10 protein-coding genes are annotated in these 17,633 nt (G+C 67.5%); all 10 read right to left on the reverse strand.

Annotation, left to right across the window (positions count from 1 at the left end; all coding sequences use genetic code 11):
* Window positions 1-44: 44 nt before the first annotated feature.
* The gene (gene rpoC / locus MRBLWO14_RS05045) at window positions 45-3,920 is read right to left on the reverse strand and encodes a DNA-directed RNA polymerase subunit beta' (RefSeq protein WP_341935362.1); all 3,876 of its coding nucleotides are present in this window, start codon (window positions 3,918-3,920) and stop codon (window positions 45-47) included.
* A gap of 83 nt (window positions 3,921-4,003) precedes the next feature.
* Window positions 4,004-7,504, reverse strand: coding sequence for a DNA-directed RNA polymerase subunit beta (locus MRBLWO14_RS05050; protein WP_341935363.1), 3,501 nt, complete (start codon window positions 7,502-7,504; stop codon window positions 4,004-4,006).
* A 222-nt stretch (window positions 7,505-7,726) separates the two neighbouring features.
* On the reverse strand, window positions 7,727-9,448 hold the full coding sequence (locus tag MRBLWO14_RS05055) for an ABC transporter ATP-binding protein (RefSeq protein WP_341935364.1): 1,722 nt from the start codon (window positions 9,446-9,448) through the stop codon (window positions 7,727-7,729).
* A complete protein-coding gene (locus MRBLWO14_RS05060) occupies window positions 9,445-10,410 on the reverse strand; it encodes an ABC transporter permease (protein WP_341935365.1) in 966 nt (321 codons plus the stop codon). The genes MRBLWO14_RS05055 and MRBLWO14_RS05060 overlap by 4 nt, the downstream gene beginning before the upstream one ends.
* A 46-nt stretch (window positions 10,411-10,456) precedes the next feature.
* The gene (locus MRBLWO14_RS05065; RefSeq protein ID WP_341935366.1) at window positions 10,457-11,461 is read right to left on the reverse strand and encodes an ABC transporter permease; all 1,005 of its coding nucleotides are present in this window, start codon (window positions 11,459-11,461) and stop codon (window positions 10,457-10,459) included.
* 123 nt (window positions 11,462-11,584) lie between these two features.
* Window positions 11,585-13,258, reverse strand: coding sequence for an ABC transporter substrate-binding protein (locus tag MRBLWO14_RS05070; RefSeq protein ID WP_341935367.1), 1,674 nt, complete (start codon window positions 13,256-13,258; stop codon window positions 11,585-11,587).
* Window positions 13,259-13,410: 152 nt separating this feature from the next.
* A complete protein-coding gene (locus tag MRBLWO14_RS05075; protein WP_341935368.1) occupies window positions 13,411-14,286 on the reverse strand; it encodes a MurR/RpiR family transcriptional regulator in 876 nt (291 codons plus the stop codon).
* 14 nt (window positions 14,287-14,300) lie between these two features.
* The gene (locus MRBLWO14_RS05080) at window positions 14,301-15,812 is read right to left on the reverse strand and encodes a glycoside hydrolase family 3 N-terminal domain-containing protein (RefSeq protein ID WP_341935369.1); all 1,512 of its coding nucleotides are present in this window, start codon (window positions 15,810-15,812) and stop codon (window positions 14,301-14,303) included.
* Window positions 15,809-16,642 carry a carbohydrate ABC transporter permease gene (locus tag MRBLWO14_RS05085; RefSeq protein ID WP_341935370.1) on the reverse strand — a complete coding sequence of 278 codons (834 nt, stop codon included), beginning with the start codon at window positions 16,640-16,642 and terminating at the stop codon, window positions 15,809-15,811. Before MRBLWO14_RS05085 ends, MRBLWO14_RS05080 begins: the two co-directional genes overlap by 4 nt.
* Entirely contained in the window at window positions 16,639-17,616 is a 978-nt protein-coding gene (locus MRBLWO14_RS05090; RefSeq protein ID WP_341935371.1) for a sugar ABC transporter permease, read from the reverse strand. The genes MRBLWO14_RS05085 and MRBLWO14_RS05090 overlap by 4 nt, the downstream gene beginning before the upstream one ends.
* Window positions 17,617-17,633: the final 17 nt, after the last annotated feature.

Here is a 17,633-nt window from a genome sequence, read left to right on the forward strand (position 1 = left end):
AGGCCCCGGGCGGATGCCCGGGGCCTTCTCAGTCACTCAGTACCTCAGTTGTAGGTACCGGGGGTGATGTCGTCCGTCGAGAACGCGTCGAAGTCGACGTAGCCGAAGTCGCCGTCGGCGTACGCACCGTCGGATGCGAAGATCCGGTTCGGGTAGCGCTCGCTCTTGGCTTCCTCGGTGGCCTCGACCGTGACGTCGCGGTACTTCGAGAGACCGGTTCCGGCGGGGATGAGCTTACCGATGATGACGTTCTCCTTGAGACCGACCAGCGGGTCGCGCTTGCCCTCCATGGCGGCCTGCGTGAGAACGCGGGTCGTCTCCTGGAAGGACGCGGCCGACAGCCACGACTCGGTCGCGAGCGACGCCTTCGTGATACCCATCAGCTCCGGACGACCGGACGCGGGGCGCTTGCCCTCTGCGACGGCCTCGCGGTTGATCGACTGGTAGCGCTTGAGGTCGACCATCTCACCCGGCAGCAGGGTCGTGTCGGCGTGATCGACGACGGTGACCTTGCGGAGCATCTGGCGGACGATGACCTCGATGTGCTTGTCGTGGATCGGCACACCCTGCGAGCGGTAGACGCCCTGGACGCCGCCGACGAGGTAACGCTGCACCTCGCGAGCACCCATGACGCGCATGACCTCCTTGGGGTCGAGCGTGCCGACCTGCAGGGGCTGACCGACCGTGACGTGCTGCCCGTCCTCGACGAGGAGGGTCGCACGCTTCAGCACCGGGTAGACGACGGGCTCGTCGCCGTTGTCGGGCGTCAGGATGACCTTCTTGGCCTTGTCGGTCTCGTCGATCGTGATGCGGCCGTCGGCCTCCGCGATCGGCGACGCACCCTTGGGGGTACGGGCCTCGAAGAGCTCCTGGACACGCGGCAGACCCTGGGTGATGTCATCCGCCGATGCCGAACCACCGGTGTGGAACGTACGCATCGTCAGCTGGGTACCGGGCTCACCGATCGACTGGGCCGCGATGATGCCGACGGCCTCGCCGATGTCGACGGTCTTGCCCGTCGCCAGCGAACGGCCGTAGCACTGCGCGCAGACACCGACGGCGGAGTCGCAGGTCAGCACCGAGCGCACCTTGATGGTCTCGACACCCGCCTCGACCAGCTTGTCGATGAGCACGTCGCCCACATCGTCACCGGCGGCGGCGAGGACCTCGCCCTTGCTGTCGACGACGTCGGACGCCAGGGTGCGAGCGAACACCGAGTTCTCGACGTTCGCGTCGCGCACCAGCTCGCCCGCGGCGTTCGGAGCGGCGATCGGGAGCTCGAGGCCCTTCGACGTGCCGCAGTCCTCTTCGCGGATGATGACGTCCTGCGAGACGTCCACCAGACGACGGGTCAGGTAACCCGAGTCGGCGGTACGCAGAGCGGTGTCGGCGAGACCCTTACGGGTACCGTGCGTCGCGATGAAGTACTCCGCGACCGACAGACCCTCGCGGTACGAGGAGATGATCGGACGGGGGATGATCTCACCCTTGGGGTTGTTCACGAGACCGCGCATACCGGCGATGTTCCGGATCTGCAGCCAGTTACCACGAGCACCCGACGACACCATGCGGTTGATGGTGTTGTCCTGCGGGAAGTGCGCCTTCATCGCAGCCTGGACCTCGTCGGTCGCCTCGGTCCAGATCTTGATGAGCTCCTGACGACGCTCGGCGTCGGTCGTGAGGCCCTTCTCGTACTGCGACTGGACCTTCGCGGCCTGCTTCTCGTAGCCGGCGACGATCTCCGCCTTGTTCGGCGGGGTGAGGATGTCGCTCAGGGCGACGGTCACACCCGAGCGCGTGGCCCAGTAGAAACCGGCGTCCTTGATGCGGTCCAGCGTCGCCGCCGTCTCGACCTTGGGGTACTCCTCGGCCAGCTTGTTGACGATCTGCGACAGCTTGCCCTTGTCGGCCTGCTCGCGGACGAAGGGGTAGCCCTTCGGTAGCGCGTCGTTGAAGATCGCCTGTCCGAGCGAAGCGTCGACCAGACCGTGCTTGTCGTAGCCCTCGGGAGCCTCGCCCTCGAGGAAGGTCAGACCCGGGATGCGGATGCGGACCTTCGCCTGCAGGTCGAGCGTGCCCTCGTCGTACGCCAGCTGCGCCTCGCCGACCGAACCGAACGCACGGCCCTCGCCGGACGCACCCTCCTTGACCGTGGTCAGGTGGTGCAGACCGATGATCATGTCCTGCGAAGGCAGGGTGACCGGGCGGCCGTCGGACGGCTTCAGGATGTTGTTCGACGCGAGCATCAGCACGCGGGCCTCGGCCTGAGCCTCGACCGACAGCGGCAGGTGCACGGCCATCTGGTCACCGTCGAAGTCGGCGTTGAACGCCGCGCAGACGAGCGGGTGCAGCTGGATGGCCTTGCCCTCGACGAGCTGCGGCTCGAACGCCTGGATGCCGAGACGGTGCAGCGTGGGCGCACGGTTCAGCAGCACGGGGCGCTCGCGGATGATCTCCTCGAGCACGTCCCAGACCTCGGGACGGGTGCGCTCGACGGCGCGCTTCGCAGCCTTGATGTTCTGCGAGTGACCGAGGTCGATCAGACGCTTGATGACGAACGGCTTGAAGAGCTCGAGAGCCATCTGCTTGGGCAGACCGCACTGGTGCAGCTTCAGCTGCGGGCCGACGACGATGACCGAACGGCCCGAGTAGTCGACGCGCTTGCCGAGCAGGTTCTGACGGAAACGACCCTGCTTACCCTTCAGCATGTCGCTGAGGGACTTCAGGGCGCGGTTGCCGGTACCGGTGACGGGACGACCGCGGCGGCCGTTGTCGAACAGCGCGTCGACGGCCTCCTGCAGCATCCGCTTCTCGTTGTTGACGATGATCTCGGGGGCGCCGAGGTCGATCAGACGACGAAGACGGTTGTTGCGGTTGATCACACGACGGTAGAGGTCGTTCAGGTCGGAGGTCGCGAAGCGGCCACCGTCGAGCTGCACCATCGGGCGCAGCTCCGGCGGGATCACCGGCACGACGTCGAGGACCATGGCTGCCGGGCTCATGCCGGTCTCCAGGAACGAGTTGACGACCTTGAGGCGCTTGATCGCACGGATCTTGCGCTGGCCCTTGCCCTCGGAGATCTGCAGGTGCAGGCTCTCCGCCTCGGCGGCCAGGTCGAACGACTGCAGACGACGCTGGATCGACTCCGCGCCCATGTAGGCCTCGAAGTACTGACCGAAGCGGTCCTGCAGCTCGTGGAAGACGTCGTCCTCGGGGCGGAGTGCGCCGACCTCGAGCGTGCGGAAGTCCTCCCACACGCGCTCGAGCTTGGCGATCGCCTCGTCGGCACCCTTGCGGATGAGCGACATCTCCTTCTCGGCGGCGTCCTTGACCTTCTTCTTCTGGTCGGCCTTGGCACCCTCCGCCTCGAGAGCGGCGAGCTCCTCCTCCAGCTTGGCCAGGCGCTCCGCGATCTTCGAGTCGCGGCGGTCGCCGAGCGTCTTCAGCTCGAGACGGATGTTGTTCTCCTGGGTGCCCAGGTCGCGGTGACGAGCTTCCTCGTCGACCGAGATGACCATGTAGGCGGCGAAGTAGATGACCTTCTCGAGGTCCTTCGGCGCCATGTCGAGCAGGTAGCCGAGGCGCGAGGGCACGCCCTTGAAGTACCAGATGTGGGTGACGGGTGCGGCGAGCTCGATGTGGCCCATGCGCTCACGACGGACGGAGGACTTGGTGACCTCCACGCCGCAGCGCTCGCAGACGATGCCCTTGAAGCGGACGCGCTTGTACTTGCCACAGGCGCACTCCCAGTCGCGGGAGGGGCCGAAGATCTGCTCCCCGAAGAGGCCGTCCTTCTCCGGCTTCAGGGTGCGGTAGTTGATGGTCTCAGGCTTCTTGACCTCGCCGTACGACCACGCGCGGATGTGGTCAGCGGTGGCCAGGCCGATGCGAAGCTCATCGAAGGTTGTTGCGTCGAGCACTAGTTCTCCTGTGTCGGAATTCTTTTGAGAAATCGGGCTTCGGCGGGCTCAGCGGCGATGCGGCGCTGAGCCCGTCGAGGCGTTTAGATCTCGTCGATCGAGGCGGCCTCGAAGCGGCTGGAGATGTTGATTCCGAGCTCTTCCGCTGCGCGGAAGGCCTCGTCGTCGGTGTCGCGGAGGTTGACAGCCGTGCCGTCGGCCGAGAGGACCTCGACGTTCAGGCAGAGGGACTGCATCTCCTTCATGAGCACCTTGAAGGACTCGGGGATGCCGGGCTCCTGGATGTTCTCGCCCTTGACGATCGCCTCGTACACCTTGACGCGGCCGAGGATGTCGTCGGACTTGATCGTGAGGAGCTCCTGGAGCGCGTATGCCGCACCGTAGGCCTCGAGGGCCCACACCTCCATCTCACCGAAGCGCTGGCCACCGAACTGCGCCTTACCACCGAGCGGCTGCTGGGTGATCATCGAGTACGGGCCGGTCGAACGCGCGTGGATCTTGTCGTCGACCAGGTGGTGCAGCTTCAGGATGTACATGTAGCCCACCGAGATCGGCGCAGGGAACGGCTCGCCGGAGCGACCGTCGAACAGCTGCGTCTTTCCGCTCGAGTCGATCAGGCGCACACCGTCGCGCGTCGGGAGCGTCGAGTCGAGGAGACCGGAGATCTCCTCCTCGCTCGCACCGTCGAACACCGGGGTCGCGACCTTCGTGCCTGGCGCGGCCTCGAAGGCCTGCTCGGGCAGCTTGACGGCCCACTCGGGGGTGCCCTCGACCTTCCAGCCCTGCTTCGCGATCCACCCGAGGTGGGTCTCGAGGACCTGGCCGAAGTTCATTCGACCGGGGATGCCGAGCGGGTTGAGGACGATGTCGACCGGGGTTCCGTCGGCGAGGAACGGCATGTCCTCGATCGGCAGGATCTTCGCGATGACACCCTTGTTGCCGTGACGGCCGGCGAGCTTGTCACCCTCGGTGATCTTGCGCTTCTGGGCGATGTAGACCACGACGCGGCGGTTCACGCCGGAGCCGAGCTCGTCGTCGCCGTCCTCGGCGTTGAACTCCTTGACGGCGATGATCGTGCCCTGCTCACCGTGGGGCACCTTCAGGGAGGTGTCACGGACCTCGCGGCTCTTCTCGTTGAAGATCGCGCGGAGCAGGCGCTCCTCGGCCGACAGCTCGGTCTCGCCCTTCGGCGTGACCTTGCCGACGAGGATGTCGCCGGGGCGGACCTCGGCGCCGATGCGGATGATGCCGCGCTCGTCGAGGTCCTTCAGGAGCTCGGGGCTGACGTTGGGGAGGTCACGGGTGATCTCCTCCTTGCCGAGCTTCGTGTCGCGGGCGTCGACCTCGTACTCCTCGATGTGGATCGAGGAGAGGGTGTCGTCCTTCACCAGGTCCTGGCTGAGGATGATGGCGTCCTCGAAGTTGTAGCCCTCCCACGTCATGAACGCGACGAGGAGGTTCTTCCCGAGTGCCAGCTCGCCGTTCTCGGTGGCGGGGCCATCGGCGATGACCTCTCCGACCTCGACGCGCTCACCGGCGCTGACGACGACTTTCTGGTTGTACGACGTGCCCTGGTTCGAGCGGTCGAACTTGCGCAGGTGGTACTCCTGCGTGCCGCCCTCGTCGAGCATGACGACGACGCGGTCCGCGGAGACCTCGGAGACGACACCGGCCTTCTCGGCGGTGAGCACGTCACCGGCGTCGATGGCGGTGTAGCCCTCCATACCGGTTCCCACGAGCGGCGAGTCGCTGCGCAGCAGCGGCACGGCCTGACGCTGCATGTTGGCGCCCATGAGCGCGCGCTGCGCGTCGTCGTGCTCGAGGAACGGCACGAGCGAGGTCGCGACCGACACCATCTGGCGCGGCGAGACGTCGATGTAGCCGATCTCCTCCGGCAGGAAGAGGTCGACCTCACCGCTGCCGCCCTTCGGGCGTGCGAGCACGTGGCTCTCGCGGAAGCGACCCTTCGCATCGAGCGGCGCGTTGGCCTGCGCGATGTTGAAGTCGACCTCCTCGGATGCCGTGAGGTAGTCGATCTGCTCGGTCACGACACCGTCGACGACCTTGCGGTACGGGGTCTCGATGAAACCGAACGAGTTGATGCGCGCGAACGTCGCGAGAGCACCGATCAGACCGATGTTCGGGCCTTCAGGGGTCTCGATCGGGCACATGCGGCCGTAGTGCGACGGGTGGACGTCACGGACCTCGACGCCGGCGCGGTCACGGCTCAGACCACCGGGGCCGAGAGCCGAGAGACGGCGCTTGTTGGTCAGACCCGCGAGCGGGTTGTTCTGGTCCATGAACTGCGACAGCTGCGACGTTCCGAAGAACTCCTTGATCGCGGCGACGACGGGGCGCACGTTGATCAGGGTCTGCGGCGTGATCGCCTCGATGTCCTGCGTGGTCATGCGCTCGCGGACGACGCGCTCCATGCGGGACAGACCGGTGCGGACCTGGTTCTGGATCAGCTCGCCGACCGCGCGGATGCGACGGTTGCCGAAGTTGTCGATGTCGTCGGTCGCGATGCGGATCTCGGCCTGCTTGCCCGAGCGGATGCCGTCGAACGACTCGACACCGGCGTGGATGCGGACCAGGTACTTGATCGTCGCGACGATGTCCTCGACCGTGAGCACCGAGTCGGTGAGCGGGGCGTCGAGACCGAGCTTGTGGTTGATCTTGTACCGGCCGACCTTCGCCAGGTCGTAGCGCTTCGGGTTGAAGTAGAAGTTGTCGAGGAGCGCGCGAGCGGCCTCGGCGGCCACCTGCTCGCCCGGACGCAGCTTGCGGTAGATGTCGCGCAGTGCGTCTTCCTTGGTGACGATGGTGTCCTTCGCCAGGGTCTCCTCGATCGAGGGGAAGCCGGCGAACTCGGCGAGGATCTCCTCGCTCGACATGCCCAGGGCCTTGAGGAAGACGGTGACCGACTGCTTGCGCTTGCGGTCGATGCGGACGCCGACCTGGTCGCGCTTGTCGATCTCGAACTCGAGCCACGCACCGCGGCTCGGGATCACGCGCGCCGACACGATGTCCTTGTCGGACGTCTTGTCGGGGGTCTTGTCGAAGTAGACACCGGGCGAGCGCACGAGCTGCGACACGACGACGCGCTCGGAACCGTTGATGATGAACGTGCCCTTGTCGGTCTGCAGCGGGAAGTCGCCCATGAAGACCGTCTGGGTCTTGATCTCACCGGTGAGGTGGTTCATGAACTCGGCCTCGACGTACAGCGGGGCGGCGTAGGTCTTGCCGCGCTCCTTGCACTCCTCGATCGAGTACTTCTCGGGCTCGAGGTACGGGTTCGTGAACGAGAGCTGCATCGTCTCGCCGAGGTCCTCGATCGGGGAGATCTCCTCGAAGATCTCGCCGAGTCCGGAGACCTCGTTGACGTCGGTGCGACCGGCCTGCTTGGCCTCTTCGACACGAGCCTTCCAGGCGTCGTTGCCGACGAGCCAACCGAAGGACTCGGTCTGCAGGGCGAGAAGGTCGGGGACCGTCAGCGTGTCGGAGATCTTGGCGAACGAGAGGCGGGATGCTCCGCGTCCGTTCTTGGTGGTGGTGGATGTGGATGCGTTGCGAGCAGCAGCCAAGGGAATAACCTCCGTGAGCCCCGCAGGGCTTCTCGATTCCTTTGTCGTCAGGTGGAGTTGCGCGCTCAGAAGCTCAACGGATGCCGACCACCATATGAGGGCACGGAGAAGCGAGCGCAACTACCAACTATAGACGCGATTGTGCGACATGGCAAGCTCAATCCTTGACCAATTCCGGATGCTGCGGTAAAAGCATCCGGAACCGGTCGAGGACGCCCGCCGTCAGGACGCGATGTTCAGCTCGTTGCCCGGGATCGACGCGAGCAGGCGCCGCGTGTACGGGTCCCGAGGATTCGTGAAGATCTCCTCCGAGGAGGCGGCCTCCACGAGCACCCCGTCCTTCATCACGCACACGTAATCGCTGATCAGGCGGACCACCGCGAGGTCGTGCGAGATGAACAGGTAGCTCAGGCCGTACTCGCGCTGCAGGTCGCCGAGCAGCGTGAGGATCTGGTCCTGCACCAGCACGTCGAGAGCCGACACCGGCTCGTCGCACACGATCAGGTCGGGCGACAGGGCGAGCGCCCTGGCGATCGCCACGCGCTGGCGCTGGCCGCCGGACAGCTCCGACGGGTAGCGCGTGAGCATCGACTGCGGCAGCGCCACGTCGTCGAGCAGCTGCCGCACGCGCGTGCGGCGATCCGCTCCGCTCCCCCGCCGGTAGAAGTCCAGCGGCTCGGAGATGAGCCGCTCGATCGTGAACATCGGATTGAGACTCGAGTACGGGTCCTGGAAGATCGGCTGCACGCGCTGCCGGAAGTCCTTCGTCTCCGCCTTGCTGAGCGACGACACGTCCTTGCCCTCGAAGCGGATGAGACCGCTCGTCGGCTCGATGATCTTCAGCAGCATCCGCGCGGTCGTGGTCTTGCCCGACCCGGACTCCCCCACGATCGCCACCGTCTCGCCGCGCGGGATGGCGAGCGACACGTCGTTCACCGCGACGAAGTCGTCCTTCTGCCCGCGCACCGGATACACCTTGGTGAGGTTCTCGATCTCGACGATGTTGTCGGCGGGGCCGCGCGTCGTCTCGTCGCTGCGCTCCCCGCTCGACGACCGATCGACCCCCGATGGCTCGGCGACCTGGAACGCCTCAGGGCGCAGTCGTGCGGCGGCGACGGACGGCGCCGCCTTCACGAGCGACTGCGTGTACGGATGCTGCGGAGCCTCGAGGATCTGCCTGGCCGGCCCCTGCTCAACCACGCGACCGCGGTGCATCACGACCACGCGCTCCGCGCGCTCCGCCGCCAGGCCGAGGTCGTGCGTGATGAGCAGCACGGCGGTGCCGAGCTCGCGGGTCATCGCACCGATCTGGTCGAGGATCGTCTGCTGCACGGTGACGTCGAGCGCGCTCGTCGGCTCGTCGGCGATGAGCAGACGCGGCTTGCAGGCCAGGCCGATCGCGATGAGCGCCCGCTGCCGCATGCCGCCCGAGAACTCGTGCGGGTACTGCTTGGCCCGGCGCTCGGGGTCGGGCAGACCGGCGGCGCTCAGCGCCTCGACCACCTTCTCCTGCACGTTCTGCCGGGTGGCGAGGCCGTGTGCGAGCAGCGTCTCGGCGACCTGCGTGCCGATCTTCGCCACCGGGTTGAGGTTCGACATCGGGTCCTGCGGGACCATGCCGATGTCGCGCCCCCTGATCGTGCGCAGCTCGTTCTCGGAGGCATGCGCGATCTCACGCCCGTCGAGGCGGATGCTGCCGGCGGCCACGCGACCTCCGCCCGCGAGCAGGCCGATGATCGCCATGGCGGTCGTCGACTTCCCCGACCCCGACTCACCGACGATCGCGACGGTCTCACCGGGGGCGATCTCGAGGTCCACCCCTTCGACGGCATGCACGACGCCGTCCATGGTGGCGAAGTCGACGGCGAGGCCCTCGACCGACAGCAGCGGAGCGCTCGGCATCCGATTCTCCTTGTTCTGTTCCATGACGCCGTTGCCGTTCATCGCGCCCTCGTCCTCGGGTCCATGGCCTCGCGCAGCGCTTCACCGAACAGGGTGAAGCCGAGCGCGGTGACCGCGATGCAGATACCGGGGAGGAACGCCAGCCACGGGGCGATCGCCAGCTCGTTCTGGGCGTAGGTCAGCATCCGCCCCCATTCGGCCGTCTCCGGGCGCCCGCCGCCGAGGCCGAGGAACGACAGCGCTGCGGCGTCGATCACGGCGGTGGCGAGCGTCAGCGTGCCCTGCACGATCACCGGTCCGATCGCGTTGGGCAGCACGTGCGACATCGTGATGCGGCCCCGGCCGAGACCCAGGGTCTGCGCCGACAGCACGTAATCGCTCGACCGCTGCTGCAGCATCGAGGCGCGCAGCAGGCGGGCGAAGATCGGCACCTGAGAGGCTCCGATCGCGATCATCACCGCGAACGGCGTCTGCCCCAGGATCGCCGCGATCGACACCGCGAGCAGCAGGTTCGGCACCGACAGGATGATGTCGACGACGCGCATGATGACCGTGTCGACCCAGCCGCCGAACGTGCCGGCGATGAGCCCGAGCAGCATGCCGCCGATGAGACCGAGGGCCGTGGAGATCACGCCGACGAGCAGCGAGGCCTGGGCACCCCAGATGAGCTTCGACAGCACGTCGCCGCCGAAGCGGTCCAGCCCGAGCGGGAACTCCGGCAGCTCTCCCGGTCCGGGGATGTACGTCGGTGTGATGTTCTTCGCTCCGGGCAGCGCGGTCTCCGGGTACGGAGCCAGCAGCGGGGCGAGGGCCGCGACGAGGACGAACGCCAGCACGATGGCCGCGCCGATCCACGCCGTCGGGTTGCGACGCAGGCGACGGAAGACGTCGCGCCAGAAGCCGCCGGGGCCTTCCTTGAGGCCGGCCTGCGCGACGGCGACGGTGTCGACGACCTCGCCGCCGGCGGCCGAGGGGCCCTGGGCGGGCGGGAGCGAGATGCTCATGACACCGCCTCCTCTCCGTGGGTGTTCGGGTGGGTCACGCCGGTCATCACTGCACCCGCACTCTCGGATCGATCAGGCTGTACGACACGTCGACCGCGAGGTTGATCAGCGCGTACGCGATGGCGATGAAGATGATGAACCCCTGCAGCACCGGGAAGTCCCTCGTGAAGATCGCCCTCGCCAGGAACGAGCCGATGCCCGGGAAGGCGAAGACGGTCTCTGTGAGCACGGCTCCCGAGATGAGCAGCCCCGTCTGCAGGCCGATGGTGGTGACCACGGGCAGCATGGCGTTGCGGAGGATGAACCGGTTGCGCAGCGTCGTCGATCCCACGCCCTTCGCGCGGCCGGTGCGCACGAAGTCGGCGTTCTGCACCTCGAGCACACTGGCCCGCGTGATGCGCACGATGATCGCGAGCGGGATGGTCCCCAGCGCGAGCGCGGGGAGGATCAGATGCAGGATGGCGTCCCACGACGCGTCGAATTCGCCCGTGATGAGGCCGTCCCACACGTAGAACCCGGTCACGTGGGTCGCGTCTATGCGGGGGTCCTGCCGGCCGTCGGACGGCAGCCAGCCGAGTTGCACCGCGAACACGTACTTGAGGATGAACGCGAGGAAGAACACCGGGATGGTGATGCCGATGAGGCTCAGCACGACCGACGCATGGTCGGTGAACCTGCCGTGGCGGCGGGCGGCCCAGTATCCGAGCGGGATGCCGACACCCACCGCGAAGATGAGCGCCATGACGCTCAGCTCGATCGTCGCGGGGAAGCGCCGGAAGAACTCCTCCATCACCGGGCGGTTCGTCTGGATCGAGGTGCCGAAGTCGCCCTGCAGCAGGCGGGACGCCCACACGAAGTACTGCTCGAGGATGGGGCGGTCGAACCCGTAGAGCTCGTTGATCCTGGCGACGGCCTCGGGTGTCGCCTTCTCGCCCAGGAGCGCGACGGCCGGGCCGCCGGGGAGGGCCCTGACCCAGGCGAACAGCAGGATGCTGAGGCCGATCAGGGTGGGGATGAGGAACAGCAGTCGCCTGCCGATGGTGCGCAGCAAAGAGGTCTCCTAACCGGTGGTCGTCGAGCGAGCGGAGCGAGACGAAACGCAGGTTCCGCACGGGTCCCTGCGTTTCGTCCCGTCGCTCCGCTCCTCGCTCGACGACCTGTTGGCGTCAGCCTGTTACTTGGTGAGGACGATGTCCGTGAAGACCTCGTCGTTCACCGGGCTGGCCGGGTAGCTCTTCACGCGCGAGTCGAACGCGAGAGTGGGCGCCGGGTGCGCGAGCGGGACACCGGGGATGAACTGCGCGACCATCTCGTTGATGTCCTCGTACAGGGCCGTCTGGTCCTCAAGGCTCGGGACGCCGCGCGCCTCGTCGAGCTTCTGGAACAGCTCGGGGTTGTCGAAGCCCCACTCCGCGCTCTGCTGACCGAAGAACACGCCGACGAAGTTGTCGGTGTCGTTGTAGTCGCCGGTCCAGCCGAGCAGGTGGATGCCGTGGTCCGAGGTGCCGGTGATGCGGTCGAGGTACTCGCCCCACTCCTGCGACACCGGGGTGGTCTCCACGCCGACGTCGGCGAGCTGCGACGAGAGCACGGTGAAGATCTGCTCGGGGTCCGGCATGTACGGACGCGAGACGTTGACCGGGTAGTCGAACTCGAGCTTCAGCGGGTTCGCCTCGGTGTAGCCGGCCTCGGCGAGCAGGGACTTGGCCTTCTCAGGATCGAAGTCGTACGTCGTGACGTCGGGGTTGTAGCCGTTGACGGTGTCGGGCACGAACTCGATCGCCTTCTCGGTGCCCTCGGGGAGCACCTGGCTGATCAGGGCGTCCTTGTCGATGGCGTAGGAGAGCGCCTCGCGGACCTTCGGGTCCTGCAGCTCGGGGATGGCCTGGTTGAACGCCAGGTAGAGGATGGTGAACGGCGGACGCGAGACCATCGTGAAGCCCTTGTCCTCGAGGGCCTTCGTGTCGGCGGGGCCGACGAGGTCGTAGCCGTCGATCGAGCCCGACTCGAGAGCCTGACGGCGGGCCGTCGGGTCGTCGATGGTGCGGAAGATGATCTCGTCGACCTGACCCGCCTCACCCCAGTAGTCGCCGTAGGCCTTGAGCGTGACCTGCTCGCCCGGAGCCCACTCCTCGAACTGGAAGGGTCCGGTGCCGACCGGGTGGCCCATGGCGTACTCGGACAGCACGGGCGCCTCGGCGGTGCCGCTCACGTCGTCAGCGCCGAACTCCGACATCGCGGAGGGGCTCTGCATGCCGAACGCGGGGAGCGAGAGCGAGGCGACGAAGCCGGCGAACGGCTTGTTGAGGTCGATCGTGACCGAGTAGTCGCCGTCGGGCGTGCACGACTTGTACACGGCGTTCGTCGGGTCGGACGCGTAGCCCTTGAAGAGCTTGTTGTAGTAGTAGCCCAGCGCCTCGGAGGCGGCGAGACCGGTCCAGTTGTACCAGCGGTCGAAGTTCGCGCACACGGCCTCGGCGTTGAACGGAGTGCCGTCGTGGAAGGTCACACCCTCCTTGAGGGTGAACGTGTGGCTCATGCCGTCTTCCGACGACTCCCACTTCTCGGCCAGGAGCGGAGCCGGGTCGGCCGTGCCGGGCTCGGTGCCGACGAGTCCCTCGAAGATCTGCCGCGAGACGCGGAAGGTCTCGCCGTCCTGAGCGAACGCGGGGTCGAGGCTCGCCGGGTCGGACGAGGCCGCGAAGACGAACGTGCCGTCGACGTCGCCGGACCCTCCGCCGTCACCGTCGCCGCGCTGGCTGGCGACGCATCCTGAGAGGACCAGCGCCGCGAGCGCTGCTCCGGAGACGGCGATGAGACCTCGCCGGCGTGTGATCGAGTGGTGCATGTGAAGAATGACCTTCCCTGTGGGGCGCTGCTTTGCGCGACCGGGGAGTGTTCGCCCCGGCTCACGGTGATTCCTACGAAGCTACCCAGCGGATCCACAGATGCCAATCACCGGTTTATCTCAATCGGGTATCGGCTGGCGGTGCGAGCTGCTCAGCGCCCGGAGGCGCGGCGGCGAGGAGCGGCGGCCTCGTGCGTGAGCTGCAGGGGGATGACGACGGGCTCACCGCGGTGCTGCACGACGCGCACGAACAGGATGTCGACGAGCGCGAGCTGCGCGATACGACTCGACATCGCGGCCATGCGGAACGGGGACTCCTGCGCGTAGGTGAGCAGCACGACGTCTGCCGCGAGGGCCAGCGCCGAGTCGGACACGCTCGTGATCGCGACGGTCAGGGCGCCCGCGTCTCGGGCGACCTCGACACCGCGCACGACTTCCTGCGTCTCTCCCCCGTGCGAGATCGCGACGACGACGTCGTCGGCCGTCCGGATCGACGCGGCCGTGAGAGACAGGTGCGGGTCGGACGAGTGCGCGGCCGAGCATCCGATGCGCGAGAGCTTCTGCTGCAGATCCTGCGCGGTGAGCGAGGACGACGCCTGACCGAGGATCTCGATGTGCCTGGCGTCGACGACGGCCCGCGCCGCCCGGTCGAGGGCCACGGCATCCAGGCCGCGCGCGGTCTTCTCGATCGCGTCGATCTCCTGCGCGGCGAGCTTCGCGGCGATCGTCGCGGGCTCGTCGTCTCGGTCGATCGCCGTCGTGTCCAGACCGAACCGCGCCTGCTGCGCCTGCGCGAGCGTCACCGTGCGGGCGACCGCGACGCGCAGCTCGCGGTAGCCGCTGAAACCCAGCGACTGCGCGAACCGCGCGACGGTCGACAGCGAGGTGCTGCACAGCCGGGCGAGGTCGTTGATGGCGAGGTCGACGACGAGCGTGGGATCGCCGAGTATCGTCTCCGCGACCCGTGCCTCTGCAGCACTCAGTCGGGGAACGGATCGGCGCACCAGCGCGAGAACGTCAGCGTCCACGGTGCCATCCTGCCTCAGACCGGGCGTTCTGCCACGTCCGATGACGAAATGAGCGGAACGGATGCTGCGCCCAGGCGCGCCCGCGCGACCTCGGCGCCGACCCTGCTGGCCGCTCCGACCTCGACGACGGGCAGCGGCAACGCCTCTTCGGGAACGAGCCCGACGTTCACCACGACCGCCGCGAGGTCTCGCCGCGCGGCCCGCTCCACGAGCTCGCGCTGGGCGGGATCGGCGTCTGGTCGATCGATCAGCAGCACGGTGAGACCATCGGCGGAGACAGCAGCGTCGAGCGCGGCATCCTGCTCCTCGACAGACGTCCGCGCCACGTCGAGACGCACCCGGTGGCCGTCTCCGGCCAGTGCGGCCGCCACATAGCCCGCGGCGCTGTCGACCGCGAGCGAGGAGCGACGCCGGGCGTCGACCACGGCGAGCTCCTGCGCGTCGGCCTCGGCACCGGTGACCGCCCTGCTGACGATCTCCGCGCCGTCGAAGGCGGCGGAGGGCTGCGCCGCGGCATCCCGCGCCTGCAGCGTCTGCGCGAGGCGCGCCACCCGTCGGGCGGCCTCCTCGACGCGCTCGCGAGACAGCGACCCGTCACGCAGTGCGGCGACGATGCCGTCGCGAGCCGCGTGGAAGTCGCGCTCGTCCTGGTCGGACGCCGCAGCCTCTCCGGGGTTGGTGGGGTTTCCGATGCAGAGCAGGTCGGCGCCGGCCGCGAGGGCACGCGCCGCTCCCCCGCCGAGACCCACGGTCTCGCGGATGGCCGCCATGTCGAGAGCATCGGTGATGATGACGCCGTCGAAGCCCCAGTCGCGCAGCATCCCGAGCACGCGCGGGTTGAGCGTGGCTGGTTCGGCACCCCACGCGGGGACGACGATGTGCGCCGTCATGATGCTGTCGACACCTGCCTCGATCGCTGCACGGAACGGCGCGAGGTGCACACGCTCGAACTCGTCGAGGTCGAGCGCGATCTCGGGGAGCGAGTGGTGGGAGTCGAGGTGCGTGTCACCGTGACCGGGGAAGTGCTTGACGCACGCGGCCGCACCGCCGGATTGGATGCCGTCGACCTCGGCCACGACGTGCCGCGAGACGAGCGCCTCGTCGCTGCCGAACGAGCGCACCCCGATCACGGGGTTGCGCGGGTCGGTGTTGACGTCGGCCACGGGTCCGAGCACGACGTTGCCGCCGATCGCGGCGACGCGCCTGGCGAGCTCCGCACCGGTCGCCCTCGTCGCCTCGACGTCGTCGACGCGACCGAGCTGGGCGGCTCCGGGCAGGGTCGACCCCGTCGCCGACTCGAGACGCGTGACGCTGCCGCCCTCCTCGTCGATGCCGATCAGCGCGGCAGGGTTCGCCGCGAGGATCGCGTCGCTCAGGTCGGCGAGCCCGTCACCGACGTTCTGGCCGAAGTACACGACCCCGGCGAGGCCGTCGCGGAGCTCGGCGAGCAGCCACTCCGGCGCCTCGGTTCCGAAGAACCCGGGCCAGAGCACGCCGTTCGCGAGGCGTTCGAAGTCGTCGGTCATCCCTTCACCGCTCCCGCGACCATGCCAGCCGACAGACGGCGCTGCACGATGACGAAGAAGATCATGACGGGGACGGTGATGATCGTCGACGCGGCCATGATGCTGCCCCAGTCGTTGGCGTAGAGGCCGAAGAACGACTTCAGTCCGATCGACACCGTGTACTGGTCGGTCTGCGCGCCGAGGATCGTCATCGCGAAGATGAACTCGTTCCACGCGGTGATGAAGCTGAAGATGCTGGTCGCGACGAGACCCGGCATCACGAGCGGCAGCAGGATCGAGCGGAACATGCGCCACCAGCTCGCGCCGTCGATGTACGCGGCCTCCTCGAGCTCGACGGGCACCGCGGCGACGAAGCCGCGCAGCATCCAGATGCCGAACGCGAGCGAGAGCGCCACGTACACGACCATGAGACCGAGGATGCTGTTGAGCAGCCCGAGGCTCTTGACCTGCAGGAACAGCGGGATGACGAGCGCCTCGAGCGGCACCATCTGGACCACGAGGATCATCATGAGGATCGTCGTGCGGAACTTGAACTTGAACCGTGCGACCGCGACGGCGGCGAGCAGACACACGAGCGCGCTCACGAGCACGGTCACGAGGGCCACGATCGCCGAGTTCCGGAGGAAGGTTCCGAATCCGCCCTCGGTGAGGACGAACGCGAAGTTGTCGAACGTGAACTCCTGCGGGAGGAGGGACTGCCCACCCGACGACGCCTTCTTGTCGAAGGCGCTGGAGACCATCCAGTAGACGGGGAACAGGGTGAAGATCAGGACGGCGGCGACGCCGATCCCGACGCCGATGCGCGAGCGGAGCCTGGGGCGCGGGTTCACAGCTCGTCCTCCTTCATGAGCGACCGGATGTAGACGATCGTGATGCCGATGAGCACGAGCGTGAGCAGCACGGCGAGCGCCGCACCGAAGCCGTAGCGGTTCTGCCCGAACGACTCCACGTACGACCACACGCCGAGGTTCAGCACCTGCCTGTTGCCTCCCCCACCGCCCGGCATGAGGTAGACCTGCGCGAACACTTTGAAGTCCCAGATCGTCGACAGGATGATGACGACCGAGAAGACGGGCTTGAGGGTCGGGAAGATGATCTTCCAGAAGCGCGTCCACGCGTTCGCGCCGTCGAGGGCCGCCGCTTCGAGCATCTCCTTCGAGACGCCGAGCAGACCCGCGAGCACGGTGATCGCGACGAACGGGAAGCCGTGGTGCACGACGTTCAGCAGCACGATCGCGTAGAACGACCACTGGTTGGTGAACCAGTTCACCGGGTCGTCCATCAGACCGAGGTCGCGCAGGACCGTGTTGAAGATGCCGCGGTCGGCGTCGAAGATGAAGGTCCAGACGTAGGTGCCGGTGACGGCGGGCATGGCCCACGCGACCATGATGCAGCTGGAGACGATGGTGCGCCACACCGGACCGAGGCGCGCGAGCAGCAGGGCCACGAGCGTGCCGACGGCGACCGTGACGAACACGGCGACGGCTGCGAAGCCGACGGTGTTCGGCAGCACCACCGTCCACAGGGTCGGATTGGTGAGCGCCTCGACGTAGTTCCCGAGGCCGATCCAGTTGCTCTCCCCCGTGTTGATCTCGCGCAGACCGTAGTCCTGCAGCGAGTAGATGACCACCTGGACGAGCGGCCAGAGCATGAGCACCGCGAGGATGATCAGCCCGGGAGCGAGAAGGAGCCAGGGGCGAGCCGTGATCAGCGAGAGGCCTCGCTTCTTCGGCCGGCCGCCGGCCACGGGGGCGGAGCTGGACTCCGCCTCCGTGACCGGCAGTGGCGCGTGCACCATCGACATGGGGTGATATTGCCTAA

The sequence above is a fragment of the Microbacterium sp. LWO14-1.2 genome (genome assembly GCF_038397715.1).
Classification (GTDB): Bacteria; Actinomycetota; Actinomycetes; order Actinomycetales; family Microbacteriaceae; genus Microbacterium.

Bases quoted from the DNA above. Each gene is read 5' to 3' on its own strand.
- MRBLWO14_RS05055 (WP_341935364.1), bottom strand. From the start codon at position 9,448: ATGAACGGCAACGGCGTCATGGAACAGAACAAGGAGAATCGGATGCCG.
- MRBLWO14_RS05060 (WP_341935365.1), bottom strand. From the start codon at position 10,410: ATGAGCATCTCGCTCCCGCCCGCCCAGGGCCCCTCGGCCGCCGGCGGC.
- MRBLWO14_RS05070 (WP_341935367.1), bottom strand. From the start codon at position 13,258: ATGCACCACTCGATCACACGCCGGCGAGGTCTCATCGCCGTCTCCGGA.
- MRBLWO14_RS05080 (WP_341935369.1), bottom strand. From the start codon at position 15,812: ATGACCGACGACTTCGAACGCCTCGCGAACGGCGTGCTCTGGCCCGGG.
- MRBLWO14_RS05090 (WP_341935371.1), bottom strand. From the start codon at position 17,616: ATGTCGATGGTGCACGCGCCACTGCCGGTCACGGAGGCGGAGTCCAGC.